This window comes from Nocardiopsis sp. iso_186 (genome assembly GCF_056173365.1).
In genome coordinates this window covers 330,200-346,018 of sequence record NZ_CM149670.1, presented here as the reverse complement: position 1 = coordinate 346,018, position 15,819 = coordinate 330,200, and the positions used below count along the sequence as shown (strand labels likewise).

Annotated in this window: 14 protein-coding genes; 8 read left to right on the top strand and 6 right to left on the bottom strand. The window is 69.1% G+C overall.

All coding sequences use genetic code 11. The annotated features are described in order from the left end of the window. Window positions 1-98: 98 nt before the first annotated feature. The 4 genes from AC0VYP_RS01560 to AC0VYP_RS01545 all read left to right on the top strand — a co-directional run bounded on the left by AC0VYP_RS01560 (window position 99) and on the right by AC0VYP_RS01545 (window position 4,812). Window positions 99-1,721, top strand: coding sequence for a PucR family transcriptional regulator (locus tag AC0VYP_RS01560; RefSeq protein ID WP_475472152.1), 1,623 nt, complete (start codon window positions 99-101; stop codon window positions 1,719-1,721). Window positions 1,722-1,756: 35 nt separating this feature from the next. Further along, complete coding sequence (locus AC0VYP_RS01555) at window positions 1,757-3,079, top strand: amidohydrolase (RefSeq protein ID WP_475472151.1); 1,323 nt, start codon at window positions 1,757-1,759, stop codon at window positions 3,077-3,079. Next, window positions 3,076-3,834 (top strand): SDR family NAD(P)-dependent oxidoreductase, encoded by a 759-nt coding sequence (locus tag AC0VYP_RS01550; RefSeq protein ID WP_475472150.1) that lies wholly within the window; start codon window positions 3,076-3,078, stop codon window positions 3,832-3,834. The genes AC0VYP_RS01555 and AC0VYP_RS01550 overlap by 4 nt, the downstream gene beginning before the upstream one ends. Window positions 3,835-3,951: 117 nt before the next feature. Beyond that, window positions 3,952-4,812, top strand: a complete 861-nt coding sequence (locus AC0VYP_RS01545) for a polysaccharide deacetylase family protein (RefSeq protein WP_285762049.1) — start codon at window positions 3,952-3,954, stop codon at window positions 4,810-4,812. 152 nt (window positions 4,813-4,964) lie between these two features. Here the strand turns inward: AC0VYP_RS01545 and AC0VYP_RS01540 are convergent, their stop codons facing one another. After that, a complete protein-coding gene (locus tag AC0VYP_RS01540) occupies window positions 4,965-5,960 on the bottom strand; it encodes a Gfo/Idh/MocA family protein (RefSeq protein ID WP_285762048.1) in 996 nt (331 codons plus the stop codon). Then, window positions 5,957-7,333 carry an activator-dependent family glycosyltransferase gene (locus AC0VYP_RS01535; RefSeq protein WP_475472149.1) on the bottom strand — a complete coding sequence of 459 codons (1,377 nt, stop codon included), beginning with the start codon at window positions 7,331-7,333 and terminating at the stop codon, window positions 5,957-5,959. The genes AC0VYP_RS01540 and AC0VYP_RS01535 overlap by 4 nt, the downstream gene beginning before the upstream one ends. A 253-nt stretch (window positions 7,334-7,586) precedes the next feature. On the opposite strand from AC0VYP_RS01535, the gene AC0VYP_RS01530 reads away from it, so the two are divergent. The 4 genes from AC0VYP_RS01530 to AC0VYP_RS01515 all read left to right on the top strand — a co-directional run bounded on the left by AC0VYP_RS01530 (window position 7,587) and on the right by AC0VYP_RS01515 (window position 12,541). Continuing rightward, window positions 7,587-8,903: an activator-dependent family glycosyltransferase gene (locus AC0VYP_RS01530; RefSeq protein ID WP_475472148.1), complete on the top strand. Its 1,317-nt coding sequence runs from the start codon at window positions 7,587-7,589 to the stop codon at window positions 8,901-8,903. Between the two features lie 349 nt (window positions 8,904-9,252). Then, window positions 9,253-10,188, top strand: a complete 936-nt coding sequence (locus AC0VYP_RS01525) for an ABC transporter ATP-binding protein (RefSeq protein WP_475472147.1) — start codon at window positions 9,253-9,255, stop codon at window positions 10,186-10,188. Window positions 10,189-10,211: 23 nt separating this feature from the next. Next, window positions 10,212-11,390, top strand: coding sequence for an ABC transporter permease (locus AC0VYP_RS01520; protein ID WP_475472146.1), 1,179 nt, complete (start codon window positions 10,212-10,214; stop codon window positions 11,388-11,390). Continuing rightward, a complete protein-coding gene (locus AC0VYP_RS01515; RefSeq protein ID WP_285761563.1) occupies window positions 11,387-12,541 on the top strand; it encodes an ABC transporter permease in 1,155 nt (384 codons plus the stop codon). The genes AC0VYP_RS01520 and AC0VYP_RS01515 overlap by 4 nt, the downstream gene beginning before the upstream one ends. Window positions 12,542-12,622: 81 nt before the next feature. On the opposite strand, the gene AC0VYP_RS01510 is transcribed toward AC0VYP_RS01515, so the two are convergent. The 4 genes from AC0VYP_RS01510 to AC0VYP_RS01495 form a co-directional block, all read right to left on the bottom strand. Then, complete coding sequence (locus tag AC0VYP_RS01510) at window positions 12,623-12,934, bottom strand: hypothetical protein (RefSeq protein WP_285761564.1); 312 nt, start codon at window positions 12,932-12,934, stop codon at window positions 12,623-12,625. A 39-nt stretch (window positions 12,935-12,973) separates the two neighbouring features. Continuing rightward, the gene (locus AC0VYP_RS01505; protein ID WP_475472145.1) at window positions 12,974-13,450 is read right to left on the bottom strand and encodes a hypothetical protein; all 477 of its coding nucleotides are present in this window, start codon (window positions 13,448-13,450) and stop codon (window positions 12,974-12,976) included. Between the two features lie 347 nt (window positions 13,451-13,797). Continuing rightward, a complete protein-coding gene (locus AC0VYP_RS01500; protein WP_475472144.1) occupies window positions 13,798-14,232 on the bottom strand; it encodes a GNAT family N-acetyltransferase in 435 nt (144 codons plus the stop codon). A gap of 197 nt (window positions 14,233-14,429) precedes the next feature. Further along, on the bottom strand, window positions 14,430-15,782 hold the full coding sequence (locus AC0VYP_RS01495) for an activator-dependent family glycosyltransferase (protein ID WP_475472143.1): 1,353 nt from the start codon (window positions 15,780-15,782) through the stop codon (window positions 14,430-14,432). Between the last annotated feature and the right edge of the window lie 37 nt (window positions 15,783-15,819).

The window sequence follows — 15,819 nt, the reverse complement described above, 5'->3', positions numbered from 1 at the left end:
TGACGTAATGGACAGTGTCAGGCAGGGATGACCTGGTCGTAATGATCCGTTGGTATGAAGAAGTGCATGGAGCTTGTCGTCCACGACAAGGGGTGTACATGCAGGGTCCACGGTTGAGCACGGTTGTCAACGCACTCGGGGCGACGGTTCTCTCGGTGTGGGCGGACGCGCCGGAGGGAGACGTGCGCTGCGCCGACGTCGTGATCCACGAGGAGTCCGCCGAGTTCGCGGCGGGTCCGGGAGACGTGCTGCTCGCAGTGGGGGTGGACGCCGAGCGGGCGCTGCTGCTCCTGGAGCAGGCGGCCCGGTGCCAGGTCGCGGCGGTGGTCGTGCGCAGGTCCGCCGCGTTGAAGAAGCAGTTGAGTGCGCCCGCGCGCCGAGCCGGCGTCGCCCTGCTGGGGTTGTCCTCGGACATGGGGTGGGCGCAGTTCACCGGCCACCTGCGCGGCCTGCTCAGCACGACCGGCGCGGACCTCGACGGCGAGTCCCCCGGGCCGCCGTCCCGGGCGCTGGCCGACTTCGCCAACGCGCTGTCGGAGTCGGTCGGCGGGTCGGTGATGATCTTCAACCCCCAACAGGAGGTGCTGGCGTTCTCCCGCCTGGCCGAGTCCGACGACCCGATGCGGCGCCAGGCCGTGCTGGATCAGCGGGGACCGTCCTGGTACCGGTCCCGGTTGCGCGAACGCGGCGTGTACCGACGGCTGTGGCGCAGCGACGAGGTCGTGGAGATTCCCGCCGAGGTCGAGCAGGGGGTGAGCCGGCGCATCGCCGTCGCCGTGCGCTCCGGTGAGGAGATCCTCGGATCGATCTGGGTGGCGGAGCGCGGCGCGGAACTGGTTCCCGACGCCACGACCGTCCTGCACCGCTGTACCTCGTCGGCCGCCCAACACCTGTCCCGGCTGGGCGCGCGGACCCAGACCCGGCGGCTGGCCGCCGAGGCGGTGGCCCGCCAATTGCTCAGCGGCGACTCCGACGACGAGGCCGTCGAGTGGCTCGACATCGATCGCGGCCAACCGGCGGCCGTCATGAGCTGCGTCTTCGTCGACGAGCACCCGCACGATCCGCGACGGTTCGCCGATCTGCTCTCGGTGCATCTGCCGGCGCTCGGCTGCGTGGCGGTGCCGGTTCCGGCGCGGGGCAGGGTGGACGTCCTGCTGTGCGGGTTGGCCGGCCGGGACTGCACCGTACTCGCCGCGGCGGTCCGCGAGATCGTGGAGCGCGCGAGCGCGGTGCTCGGTTCGGAGGTGGTCGCCGCGCTGGGGCCGATCGTGGCGGATGTCGCGCGGGTCCCGGAGTCACTGGCGGAGGCCGGCCTCATCCTGCGCGTGTTGGGCTCCCGGGGGATCGACCGCACCTGCGTGGTGCGCTCCGCCGACGTGCGCGCCGCGGTGGACGTTCTCGCCCTGGCCGACATCGTGGGCAGCAGTCCGCGATTCAGCAGCGGTCCCGTGCCGGAACTGTTGGCCTACGACCGCGCCCACCACAGCGATTACACCGCCAGTCTCTCGGCGTACCTCGACTCCCTGGGTGACGTCATCGCCGCCGCGCGGGTGCTGCACGTCCACCCCAACACGCTGCGGTACCGGCTGCGCAGGATGCACGCCATCTGCGGAATCGATCTCAACGACCCGGAGGAGCGTCTCATCGCCGCGCTGCACCTGCGCGGGGCCGGTTTGGACCATGCGACAACAGGGAGCGCCAAAGGTCGGACCGCGGTCTGAATACCCGGACGGCCCCCGCCACGGATACTGACGGTATGAGTACCGCGGCACGCCTCAAAGAGCACGCGTGCGCCGCGATCGAGCGCAATGCTGCCGAGATCGAGGCGTTCAGCGAGGATGTCATGCGCCACCCGGAACTCGGTTTCGCCGAGTTCGCAACCGCCGCGCGCTTCGGTGCCCGGCTGGACCGGCTCGGGCTGCCCGTGCGGACCGGACTGGCGCGCACCGGCGTCAAGGCGGTGATGCGCGGACGCGGCCCCGGTCCGTGCGTGGCGCTCATCGGTGAGCTGGACGCCGTGAGCCTGCCCGCCCATCCCCTTGCCGACCCGGCGACCGGCGCGGCGCACGCCTGCGGGCACAACGCCCAGTTGGCGTCGGTGGCCGGGGCCGCACTGGGCTTGTCGGAGGTCATGTCCGAACTGGACGGGACGGTTGTGCTCCTGGCCGCCCCTGCCGAGGAGATGGGCGATGCCGGCCGGTACTTCGACACCGCACCGCACGAGGGCGTGGAGTTTCCGGTCGGCAAGGCCGAACTGTTGCGCGTCGGCGCCTTCGACGACGTGGACATGGCGTTGCTGGTGCATTCGGGACGCGGGGGCGGTCCGCGCTTCTCCGTGGGCGACTCCCTGAACGGGGCCGCTGTCGTGCGCGCACGGTTCCACGGCCGCTCGGCGCACGCCGGGTCGAGCCCGTGGCTGGGGGTCAACGCCCTCAAGGCCGCGACCACGGCCGCCCACGCGCTCGATGCCCAGCGCGAGACTTTTCCCGACGACCACGACGTGCGATTGAACTACCTGCTGTCCGGCGACGACGGAACCCTCGGCTCCGTCCCGGCGGTGGCGACCTTGCAGGTCATGGCCCGATCACGATGTACCGACGGCTTGCGGGGGGCCGTGGCCGCGGTCACCCGCGCGGCACGCGCAGGGGCGCTCGCCCTGGGGGCACGGGTCGAGATCGACACCCTGTTGGGTTATCTGCCGCTGACGTCGGCGCCGGCGCTGGACGACATCGTCGAGCGCAATGCCCACCGGGTGGTCGGCGCTACGGGGGCCACGCGCGGGCGGCACCTCGGTGCCTGCACCGACATGGGCGACCTCGGCCATGTCATGCCGGTCTCCCACCCCTACTCCGGGGGCGCGGTGGGCGGCCACCACAGTGTCAACTACCGGGTCGAGGACCACCGCGCCGCGGCGGTCGAACCGGCCCGCTACCTGGCGGACACCGTCATCGACCTGCTCGCCGACGGCGCTTCCGGGGCGCGGCGCGTGCTGCGGGAGGCGGGACCGCGCATGTCGGTGCCGGAGTATCTGGCGCTTCGCCGGGCGATGAGCAATCACGAGATCTGGGAGGACGCGTGAACCGCACAGTACTGGTGACCGGGGCGACCGGAGGGATCGGTGCGGCCGTCGCGCGCCGCTTCCTCACCGACGGGGCGTCGGTGGTCCTCAGCGACCTGGACGAGGAGCGGTGTGCGGAGCTGGCTGACCGTTTGGACGCACCGGGGCGCGTCCAAACGGTCGCGGCCGACATCTCCGGGACCACGGCGGCGCGTGACTGCGTTCGGCGGGCGTGGGAACTTGCCGGGGGGTTGGACGTCCTGGTGAACGCCGCCGGGATCTATCCGAGCCGGCAGTTGCTGGAGATGGACGACGCCGAGTGGCGCCGTGTGCTGGGTGTCAATCTCGACGGTCCGTTCGCGCTGGCCACGGAGTTCGCCCGAATGCTGGTGGCGGCGGGGCGGCCGGGTGACATCGTCAACATCACCTCCGGCGCCGGGGAGCGTGCGCGTCGCGGGGCCGGGCACTACTGCACGTCGAAGGCCGGGCTGACCATGCTCACCAAGGCACTGGCCCTGGAACTGGCCGAACACCGTATCCGGGTCAACGCGGTATCCCCGGGGTTCATCCCGGTGGACAGCGAAGTCAATCCGCTGCGCACGGAGTATGTCAACGCGATCGAGGCCGCGCGCCCCTGGCCACGGTCGGGCACACCGGCCGACGTGGCCTCGGCCGTGTCCTACCTGTGCTCCGCGGATGCGGAGTGGGTCACCGGGGCTGCGCTGAGCGTCAACGGAGGCGCGGGGGCGGGGAGTGCCGCGCTCCCGCTGTCCTGACACCGGACGGGGCGACTTCTCCCGGACTTTCGTGGCCTGTGGTGCGGCCCGGTGGAACGAATCGAAAAGCGACAAATAATTACATAACACACAAAAGCCCCAATGAGAGGAGGCGGGATGCCCGCCGGTTACGTCTGCCTGACCTTCGACTTCGACGCACTGTCGGTCTGGGTTGACCGGGGCCAGCTCACCCCCACCCCCCGCTCCCGGGGCGAGTTCGCGGCGGTGGCGGTGCCCCGGCTGCTGGATCTGCTGTCGCGCCGCAATATGACGTCCACCTGGTTCGTTCCCGGACACACCGCGCACACCTATCCGGAACTGTGCCGCGCGATCAGCGACCGGGGACACGAGATCGCCCTGCACGGTTACGCGCACGAGAACGTCGCGACGATGACCGAGGAGGTGGAACGGGATGTGCTCGACCGGTCCATCGCAGCACTCACCGAGGTCACCGGGGCCCGGATCCGCGGATTCCGCGCACCGGCGTGGGACCTTTCCGAGAACACGGTGACGCTGCTGAACGAACGGGGCCTGCGCTACGACAGCAGCATGATGGGCCACGACTACGCTCCCTACCGGTGCCGCACCGGTGACCGGGTGGACGCCTCGGGCACCGTGTGGGGAACCCCGACCCCCCTGGTGGAGGTCCCGGTGAGCTGGACCCTGGACGACCTCCCCCACCTGGAGTTCCTGACGTCGCCGACCCGCACCCTGCCCGGACTGCGCGACCCCGCGGAGATGTTCGCCAACTGGGAACTGGACCTGCGCTACATGCTGCGCGAGACCGAGCAGGGGGTACTCACGGTGACCTTTCACCCGCAGGTGATCGGCAGGGGGCACCGGTTGCTGCGCCTGGAGGAGTGGCTGGACCGGATCTCCGCGCACGACGTGGAGTTTCGCACGGTCGCCGAGATCGCGGACCTGGTGGCGGACGGCACGGAACTGGGGCGCCCGAAGGGCAACGGCCCCTCCCACTGACCGACGGCGCCTCCGGCCCGACCGTCCACGCGGCCGGGGGTGCCGTCACAGCCGGCCGGCGACTCCTCGGGGCGACCGACGGCGCACCGCGGTAGTGCCGTACCGCGGCGCGGGTGGGGCCGCACCCGTCCGCGACGCCGCACAAAGTGCCGTCACCGGGGGTCCCGGACGCACTCCCGGACGTCGTCGAGGAGTCGCGCCAGGGCGAGGGTGTCGGCGGGGTCGTGCCGGCGCGGCCCCACTCCCCGCACATCGGCGGCGAACGCGTCGAGGGTATTGCGGAACTGGTGGTCGGCTTTCAGGACCCGTTCCCCCGCCCCGTCGGGCCCCTGTATTTCCAGCACCGGGGCCAGGGTCTCGGGCGGGGTGAAGGCCCGGTCCAACCGGAGCGCGCCCTGCGCGCCCCAGTGGTCGTAGGTGTTGCGGTAGTGCATACCGAACCCGAAGGCGAGCTGTGCGGTGGCGCCGTCGGGAGCGGCCAACAGGACGCTTCCGCCCAGGTCCACACCGGTGTGCTCGTCGTAGCGGAGCGCGGCTCCCTCGACCCGCAGGTCCGGACCGAAGAAGTACTGCGCCGCGCGGAGCGGGTACACCCCCACGTCGAGCAGGGCGCTGCCGCCGAGCTTGAGATCGTTGCGGATGTCGTCGGGCTCGCGCGCGGGCACCCCGAACTCGCTCATGAAGGCGTGGACGCGACCGATCGCACCGGCCGCCAGCAGCGCACGGACCTCCCGATGCTGGGAATGGTGGGGGAAGGTGAAGTTCTCCGCGAGTACGAGGCCGTGGCGTTCGGCCAGGGCGACCAGCTCCGTCGCGGACGCGTATCCCGTGGTCAACGGCTTCTCCGACAGCACGTGCCGCCCGGACAGCAGCGCACTGGTGATCCACTCGTGGCGCAGCCCGACGGGAAGCGGCAGGTAGACCGCATCGATGTCGTCGCGATCGAGCAACCGCGCGTAACCGGTGACCGCCTCGCAGTCGAAGCGGCGCGCGAACCGGTCGGCCTTGTCGGGGTCCCGGCTCGCCACGGCCACCAGTTCCACGGAGCGGGTCGCGGCGACGGCGGGCAGCGTGCGCCGCCACGCGATGTCCGCGCAACCGAGCACTCCCAACCGCACGGGTGCTTCTGCGTTGTCGAGCCGGGTCATCGTGGTTCTCCGTTTCCTGAACGCTGGGCGAGCGGCCCGGGCGGGCGGCCGGTTCCCCCGACGACACCGGCCGGGACGTGGTTCCCCTTCCCGCCAGGGGCGGGACCGGACCGTTCCCGGGCCAGCAGGCACAGCTGTCCGACAACCTCGCCCGGAGCCGGCATCCCGAGCATCTCCGCGCTCAACCGCCTGCTTCCCTGCGCGAACGTCCGTTCCGTCAGCAGGCGCGCCACGTGTTCGCGCACGTTCTGACCGGTCACCTCCTTTCCCGGGATGGCGAGCACGGCCCCCTGGGCCGCGAGCCGTCGGGCGAGCAGCGGATTGTCGAACCAGCTCGGCACGATGAGCTGGGGCACCCCCGACACGAGTCCGTTCAGCACCGTCCCCCAGCCCCCGTGGCTGATCATGGCGTCGCAGGTGGGGACGAGGGCGTGGAGGGGGACGTAGTTGACGAGGCGGACGTTGCCGGGAACAGGACCCAACGCCTGCTGCTGCTCCGCGGGGAGGGTGGCCACGATCTCCGCGTCGAGTTCCGCGAGTCCCGCCACCACGTCCCCCAGGGCGACCCCCTCCTCGCCTTTCGCCCGCTCGCTCACCGTCGTCCCCAGGGTGAGGCAGATGCGGGGTCGGTGGGGTGGGGTGCGCAGCCAGTGGGGGACGACGGCGCGCCCGTTGTAGGGGACGTAGCGGGTGGGCAGGTAGCGCACCCCCGGCGAGCCGTCCACGCGCAACGACGGCGGGACGGACTCCACGGTGGCCTGGCCGTGGACGAGTTCCTCGTCGTAGTCGAGGCCGTAGCGTGCGGCGAGGCCGGCGAGCCAGGCGGCTAGGGGGTCTTCTTGCTGGTCGGGGGACTGCTCGCCCATCCGCCGCAGAAACAACCCCCGCATCCGGGAGAAGATGTCCGCGCCCCACAGGAAGCGGACGTGGGCGGCCCCGCAGGCCCTGGCCGCGATCGCCCCCGCGTAACTGACCGATCCCCAGATCACCAGGTCCGGGCGCCACTGGCGGCACAACGCCACCAGGTCGTTGACCATGGGGTCGTTGACCATGCGCCACCACCACGGCACCACCCGCCGGTAGCCGTCCCGGAGGTACTCCCAGGAGATCTCCTCGGCCGGATCACCCGCCCGACCGAACGGCGGAGTGTCGCGTTCGAGCAGGCCGTAGAGCGAATAGGTCTGCATCATCCGCCAGAACCCGTGGTCGCGGCCCACGGGCACGAAGGGCAGTCCGGCGCCGGTGACGGTGTCGGCCAGCTCCGGTTGGCTGGCTACCCGCACCTCGTGCCCGGCCGCCCGCAGGGCCCATGCCGTCGGAACCATCCCGAGGAAGTGCGGCTTCTCGGCTGCCGTGACGACCAGAACGCGCACGCTCTCCCCTTCCGCCTGTCCACCGTGGTCGGCGAGCGTAAGGTCACGGGCCCGCGGGCCCGAGCGCTCACCGCGGCGAACGATAGGTCAGCGGTACACGGCCGGACAAGCCCGGCACTCGGCTGTGCCTTCGGCCCCCCCTGCTCTGGCCCCGGACCGCCCGGCTCGCCTATCCTCCCGACCCTGCCGCCTCGCGCCCGACAAGGGTCGCGGCAACCGTCCTGTCCAGCCCTTCAGGAAACGAGCACAGCCCATGCGCGTCGTCATCGCCGCCATCGCCGAGAAGACGAACCTCTTCAACCTGGTGCCGGTGGTGTGGGCGTTGCGGGCCGCCGGGCACGAGGTGCGGGTGGCCAGCCAGCCCGAACTCGAAGGTGTGGTCACCGGCGCCGGACTGCCCTTCGTGCCCGTGGGCCGCGACCACGGGTTCTGGCGGACACTTCGAACGCACTCCTCCTTCGACCTGCTCCGCGGCCAGGTACCGCCGTTCGGTCGGGCGGGTGATCCGGCCGAGGAGATCTCCTGGGAGTACCTCCGGGACGGCTACCGGCGGGTGGTGCCGTGGTGGTGGCGCATGGTCAACGACCCCATGGTTGACGACCTGGTGGCGTTGTGCCGCCAGTGGCGTCCGGACCTGGTGATCTGGGAGCCCACGACGTTCGCGGGGGCGATCGCGGCCAGGGCCTGCGGGGCCGCCCACGTCCGCTTCCTCTGGGGGGTCAACACCCTCGGGCGGATGCGGGGGTTGTTCCTGCGGCGGATGGGCGAGCAGCCCCCCGACCAGCAAGAAGACCCCCTAGCCGCCTGGCTCACCGCCCTCGCCGCACGCTACGGCCTCGACTACGACGAAGAACTCGTCCACGGCCAGGCCACCATCGACTTCGTCCCGCCGTCGTTGCGCAACGACGGCTCGCCGGGGGTGCGCTACCTGCCCACCCGCTACGTCCCCTACAACGGGCGCGCCGTCGTCCCCCACTGGCTGCGCACCCCACCCCACCGACCCCGCATCTGCCTCACCCTGGGCACCAGCGCCTCCGAACGCTTCGGCGGCTACACCGTCTCCGTCACCGACATCCTCAACGGACTCGCCGACCTCGACGCCGAAATCATCGCCACCATCCCCGCCGCCCACCACCACACCCTCGGACCCATCCCCCCCAACACCCGCCTCGTCAACTACGTCCCCCTCCACGCACTCACCCCCACCTGCCACGCCATGATCACCCACGGCGGCACGGGGACCGTGTTCACCTCGCTCACCCACGGGGTTCCCCAGCTGATCGTTCCGCGGCCGACCTTCGACGAGCCGCTCGTCGCGGAGCTGATGCGACGGCAAGGAGCAGCGGTGGTCCACCCCGACCCGACCCCGGACGCGGTCGCGCGCGGAGTGGCGCGCCTGATCGCGGAGCCGGGGTTCGCCCGGTCGGCCGACCGCCTGCGCAGGGAAATGCAGGACATGCCCGCCCCCGCCGACCTCGTCCCCCTCCTCCACGACCTCACCGCCGATTTCCGGCAGGGCAATCCGAAATCGGCGTCCGCACCGTCCCCGCACACGGGCGGTGGCGGCTGAGAACAACATCCATTGAGCAGGAGATCCGTTATCGTGTGCGGCCCGTTCCCCCGCCACAAGGGCACCCGGCCCATTTGCGGCGGCCGGCTCGCCCTGCCCACGAAAGGCCATGGCCGAAATTCGTGGACAACCGGCGGCGCCGGAAGTAACGACAAAAATCCCGCGCTGACCTCGACGCACCGTGTGGTTCACTGCACTACGACCACAGCAAATAGGTAATTGAGTGCCCCTTCTCAGGCCCGTCCGCCCAACGCACGGACGAAAAGCAGACGGCGCGCACTCCACAGCAAGAATCCACCCCGCAAAGCCCTGTCAAGGGCCACCAACCAAGGATGGTGAAAAAGAAACCGTGCCGTTCCTGGAAGTCGAAGGAATCTCTAAGAGCTACGGTTCGACCAAGGTCGTCAACAACGTGAGCTTCTCGATTGCCGAAGGCGAGACATACGGGCTCCTCGGTCCCAATGGCGCCGGGAAGACGACGACGATCTCGATCATCGTCGGAATCCTGCAACGCGATTCCGGCTCGATCCGCATCAACGGAAAAGAACACAGCGTCACCGACAAGGCGAGCAAGGCGCACATCGGTTTCGTGCCCCAGCAGCTGGCGGTGTACCCCGACCTGAGCGCGGTGGACAACCTCCGGTTCTTCGCCAGGCTCTACGGCCTCTCCAGAGCCGACGCACGCCGCAGGAGCGAGGAGGTCCTGGAGGTCATCGGCCTGTCCGACCGCGCCGGCGAGACCGTCTCCGCGTTCTCCGGCGGGATGGCGCGAAGACTCAACATCGGGATCGGTCTCCTGAACCGTCCCGGCCTGCTCATCCTCGACGAGCCGACCGTCGGCGTCGATCCGCAGAGTCGCAACGCGATCTTCGAGAACGTCAAGAAGCAGACCGGTGAGGGCGTGGCCGTCCTGTACACCACCCACTACATGGAGGAGGCCGAACGCCTCTGCGACCGGGTGGGCGTCATCGACGGCGGCCAGATCAAGGCGGAAGGGACCCAGCGGGAGCTGGTCTCCGCGGTCGGCGAGGACGACACCATCGTCCTCAGGATGGACGGCGGGCGGGAAAGCGCGATTCGCACCCTGGAGGCGCTCCCCGAGACCAAGCAGGTGAGCGGCGAGGGCTCCGAGATCACGATGCTCGTGGCCGACGCACGTGCGGTGCTTCCCCAGGTCCTCGACTCGCTGACCCAGACCGGGACGGTGCTCCGCTCGGTCGAGGTGCGCGAACCCGACCTGGAAGCGGTGTTCCTCCACCTCACCGGCAAGGCACTGCGGGACTGACCACGGAATCGAGGAGCACAGCGATGTCCGCCATCCTGACCATTCTCATCAAGGACCTGCGCCAGCGCAGCCGAGACGGCACCCTCCTGCTTTTCGCGCTGGCACTCCCGCTCGGCCTGGCGTTCATGCTCAACGCACTGCTGGGCGGATCGTCCGGTAGCGGCGAAGGAGGGTTCACCGCCGAGTACACCGTCGTCAACGAGGACGGCGGCGACGTGGCGACGGCGTTCACCGAAGGGGTCCTGGGCCCGCTGGAGGATGACGGGCTGCTGACCGTCACCACCGCCGCCACCGAAGACGACGGGATCGAGTCGGTGGAGTCGGGAGACGCCGACGCCGCCTTCATCATCCCCTCGGGTTTCTCCGACTCCCTCGCCGACGGCGAATCCGTGGAACTGACGGTGATCGGCAGCGCCAACGCACCGGAGGCCGTCCAGGTCGCCCGGGAGATCGGCCGCGCATTCGCCGGCGAACACCGCAGAATCCAACTCGCCGTCACCATCGCCGCCGAGGGCAGCGACACCGACGGCGCGGAACTCGCCCAACGGGCCGGCGAGACCGCCGCGCCGGTGACGGTGGAGGAGGACGCCTCGGCCCAGCGCCGAGAACTCGACACCGTCACCTACTACTCGGCCGGCACGGCGTTCTTCTTCTTGTTCTTCGCCGCGATGTTCAGCGTGAACAGCATTTTCGAGGAACGCGGCAACGGAACGTTGGCCCGCCTGTTGGCGGCACCGATCTCCCGCCCCGGGGTCCTGGCCGCCAAGTTGTCCAGTGCCGTGCTCGTCGGGATCGCCAGCATGGCCATCCTCGTCATCGCGTCGAGTCTCCTCTTCGGCGCGGACTGGGGAGCTCCCCTGGGGGTGGCCGCTCTCAGCGTCTCCGGGGTTCTGGCCGCCGTGGGGATCACCGCCGGCGTGGCGGGATTCGCCGGCAATTCCGAGCAGGCACTGAACTGGCTTTCGGTGATCGCCATGCTACTCGGAGTGCTCGGAGGTGCTCTTTTCCCGATCACCCAACTGGGCGCGCTGTCGACGCTCAGTTACTTCACGCCGCACCGATGGTTCCTCGACGGCCTGGCGAACCTGTCCGCGGACGGATCGGTGGCAACCGTGCTGACGCCGGTCCTCGTCCTCTTGGGCATGGCCGCCGTCGGTGGCGGAGCGGCCCTGTTCCGCATGGGAAGGATGCTGCACTCATGACGAAGCCGGTTACCATCGGCCTGCTCAACCTGCGCCGTGTCTTTCGCGACCGGACGAACATCTTCTTCGTGATCCTCCTGCCGTTGCTCATGGTCTTCACGACAGGGCTGATGTTCGGCCAGGACAGTTCGCGTCTCGGTGTCACCGGGGCCGCGGAGGGCCCCCTCGCCGAACGGCTGGTCGCCTCGTTGGAGGGGACCGAACACGCCACGGTGGAACGGGTCGGGTCCGAGGAGGCGTTGCGGGACCTGGTCGAGCGCGGCGCGGTTGACGCGGGCCTGATCGTCCCGGAGGGCTACGACGAGCGGGTACGCGAAGGCGACGCCGAGGTCAGCGTCCTGAGCCGCCCCGATGACTGGGGGGCCCTGAACCTGACCACCTGGGTGCGTTCGATGGTCTCCCAGGAGGCGACCCTGCTGGGAGCCGCACGGTTCGCCGAGGCGGAGTCCGGCGGGGACTTCGACACACGGCTCGACGATGCCGAGAACGCCGACATCCCCGGTATCGAGGTTGCCGCCGTCACGACGGGGGAATCCGTCTTTCCCGAGGACGTCAGCCAGTACGCCCTGGCCGCACCGCCGATCCTGCTGTTGTTCACCTTCCTGACCTCGCTGACGACCGCCATCGGCATCGTCCAGACCAGGCAGTCGGGAATCGCCCGGCGGATGTACTCCACACCGACGGGCGTGGGCACCATCGTTTTCGGCGAGGCCCTCGGACGGTTCGTGATCACGCTCACCCAGGCGCTGCTCATCCTGTTCGGATCGGCGCTGCTGTTCGGCGTCGTGTGGGGCGACCTCGTGGCGACCGCAGCCGTACTCACCGCGTTCTGTCTCGTGGGGAGCGGCGCGGCGATGCTTCTGGGGTCGGTGTTCAAGACGGAGGGCAGCGCGGTCTCAGCGGCCCTCGGGATCGGACTGGCTGCGGCAGCCGCGGGCGGGACGATGGTCCCGTTGGACGCGTTCAGCGGCGTGGTCCGCGCGGCGGCCTATGTCACCCCGCACGCCTGGGGCTACGAGGCGTTCAGCGAGATCGTGCGCCATGGCGGGGGCATCATCGATGTGCTTCCCCAGATCGCGGTACTGCTCGGCTATGCGGCGGTGCTCTTCGGGTTGGGCGCCTGGCGTCTACAGAAGGTCATCACGCGATAGACGGGGCCGGGGTGGTGCGGCAGGGTCCCTGAGGCACCCGGCGCACCACCCCGCGTCCGTCCCGTGCAAAGAACCGGGAGGTTACTGCTGTGCGGCAGCAGTATCGGCTTCCCCGCTCTCCTTCTCGCCTTCCTTTGCCGCGGCCTTCTCGATGATGAAGTCCGCGAGGTCCTCGAAGGTCTCACCGGAGAAGGAAGGGATCTCCTCCAGCAGCATCACGTCGTAGTTGTCTTCGAGTGTGAGGATCAACTGGACGACGGCGAACGAGTCCAGATCGGTCATGCCGGTCGGTTCGGGCAGATCGATCTGCGGTTCCGCCGAGGCGAACATCAAAATGGTGAACGCCTGCACCTTGATCTGGGAGACCAGTTCGTCCCGGTCGATTACGGCCATCGCTACCAACTCTTTTCTTTCGGAATCTGCGGAAGGGAGTCAGCGGTCGGCCGGAATTCGGACGAGCCACTTCAGGAACCTGGCCCCGTATTTCTCCCAGTAACTCCGGTCGATGACGAAGAGCCTCGCGCTTTTGTTCTCAAGCGGATTGCGAATGCCCTCGGGGAGGATCTTCTCCTCCCTGATGATCGCCCGGTTCGCCCCGAACATCTCCGAGTCCTCCTCGGCCGACCAGAAGCAGACCCTGTTGACCTCCCATTGGGCGAACGCGTAGTTCACGAGGAGGACGTTGGCTTCAAGGGTGATTCCGAGGGCGCCGGTTTCGGGGTCCATCAGCACGTCGATCTGCATGAGGGACCCGCCGGCGCCGACCCGGGAAAAGGAGCAGAAACCGACGACCGAGTCGTTCACCGTGCTCGCGATCAGGAACTGTGCCGCGACGTCATCGGGCTCCTCCGGGACACTGGCCAGAACCAGGGAAGCGGCGGGAAGACCCGCGAGACCTTCTTTCTCCACGATTTCCCGAACACCCGACGCCGTTTGGGAAACGATCGGCCGAAGCTCGGTTCTACGCGTCCTCGTATAGGGGGAATTCATAATCGACCGCCTCGATCTGCACTCCGGATTGGGAGGTTCTCCATACCACTCCTGGATCGGCCGAAAAATTCGCCGCCAGGGAAAACGATGCCACCGAAAAACGGAGGCGTTCCCACGTCCCGCCGGCGGGACGGTGGCCTCCGTCGAATCGCCCTGCGGACGATAACGCACCACCGGTTCACTGTCATTGACGACGGTGGCGGCGCAGCGGTCGCCCGTTCGTCCGCGGAGGTCACGGCCGCTCACGCACGGACCGGGTACTCGCCTCAGGAACGTGCCGCTCGCTTGCCGCGGTTGACGAGCCGTTCGAGCATGACCGAGCCCTCACGTTTCCAGGATTCCCTGGAGATCGAATAGCAGTGCATATCCCAGAGCCGCCCCATGAGGAACACGTGCTTGGGGAACGTCGCCTCCTTCGGCGTCGCGGAGAGGGACGACTTGAAGCGGTGCATGCTGGCATCGGTGGTCTGGATGTAGACCTTGCGGATGTCGTCCCACGTGGCGAAGGCGTAGTTGACGAGCAGCATCATCGCCTCGGTGCCGACCCCGTAGGGAAGCTTGTCCACGTCCATGGAGATGCCGAGCTTCAGGTGCCCCGCCGGGTCGCGCTCCCGTAGCGACGCGATCCCCAGGATCTCTCCGCTTCCGCGCAGTTGGACGGCGAACGCGGCAGCGACCGTCTCGGGGAGGTCGTCGAACATGCTGAGGAAATCCTCAAGGGGCGGAAGAGGTTCCAACCCGGTCTTCAAGATGCAGTCGTAGAAATCGCTGCCGTGTTCTCTGGACGCGGGCAGGAACCTCACCCGCGGCGTTTCGAGGTGGGGCAAGAACAAGGGGTGTCACCTTCACTACTCGACGAAGAAAACCAGGAGGTGGGGACGGGGCCGCGATCCACCACTCATGACGGCCCGGGCACGCGCGCGTCCCGTCCTTCGGACGTCACGGCCCCTTCGGTGCGGTGCGCGGCGACGAGCTCCTCAAGGACGGGAACGAGGTCGACGGGGCTGGGCATGTCGAGCACCTCGGCCCGCAGTCGTGCGGCCCGGTGCCGAAAACTCGGGTCGGTGAGCAACCGGCCCACGGCCTCCGCCACCGCGCCCGCGGACATCTCCGTACCGGGGAGTTGCAGCCCGGCCCCCTGCGCGACGAGGCCGCGGGCGAGCAAGGACTCGTCGAACTGATACCGCGGCATGACGAGGTCGGCGAGGATGAGCTGCGGAACCCCGTGGTAGAGCGCGGTGAGGTAGGTTCCGGCTCCGCCGTGGTGGACCACCGCGGCGCAGTCGGTCATGAGCACGTGCAACGGGACGTATTGGACGATACGGATATTGTCCGGCAACGGACCGAGTTCTTCGGCCTGTTCGGCCGGCAGGGTCGCCACGATCTCCGCGTCCAATCGGGCGAGCTCGGTCAGGAGTTCGGCGATGGACCGCATGCGGCCGGAGTCGAAGCGCTGTGTCGTCAACGCGCCGAGGGTCAGGCAGACCCGGGGCCGTTCGGCGGCCCCGCGCAACCACTCCGGCACCTCGGCCCTGCCGTTGTAGGGGATGTAGCGCACCGGCAGGTGCCGCGCCTGTGGTTCCGGTTCCAACCGCAGTGTCTTCGGGCAGGGATCGACGGTGGCGTGGCCCCGCACCAGCGACTCGGAGAACTCCACCCCGTAACGGGCGGCGCGCTCCCCCAGCCAATCGGCGAGCAGGTCCTCCTGCTCCTCCGGCGGCTGCTCGACCATTCGGCGCAGGAAAGCCGCACGCATACGGCCGGTCACGTCCATGCCCCACAGGAAACGGGCGTGCATCGCCCCGCACGCTTCCGCGGCGATCGACGCCGCGAAGGCCGTGGGCTCCCAGAGCACCAGGTCGGGTTTCCAGGAGCGGGTCAACGTCACGAGGTCGTCGAGCATCGGGTCGTTGACGATCTTCCACCACCACGGGACGAAGTCCCGGTACCCGTCCCTCAGGTACTCCCATCCCAGGGTCTCGGGACGGTCCACGCTTCCCATGTCGAAGCCTTCGTCCTCCTCCTCGCCGGTGAACGCGTCCTGTAGGAACGTGTGGAACGTCAGGTACTGGTACAGGACGTGGTTGTCGCCCACGAGGGACGCCGGGAGCCCGGTCTCCAGGATGGCGTCGGTGAGCGTGGGCTGGCTCGCCACCTGCACTTCGTGTCCCGCTGCGCGTAGCGCCCATGCCAGGGGGATCATGCTCAGCATGTGGGTCTTCTCCGCCTGCGTCACTACCAGGACCCGCATGGCCCTCCGTTCGCGTGTCGTTGGGGATCGGCTTGCC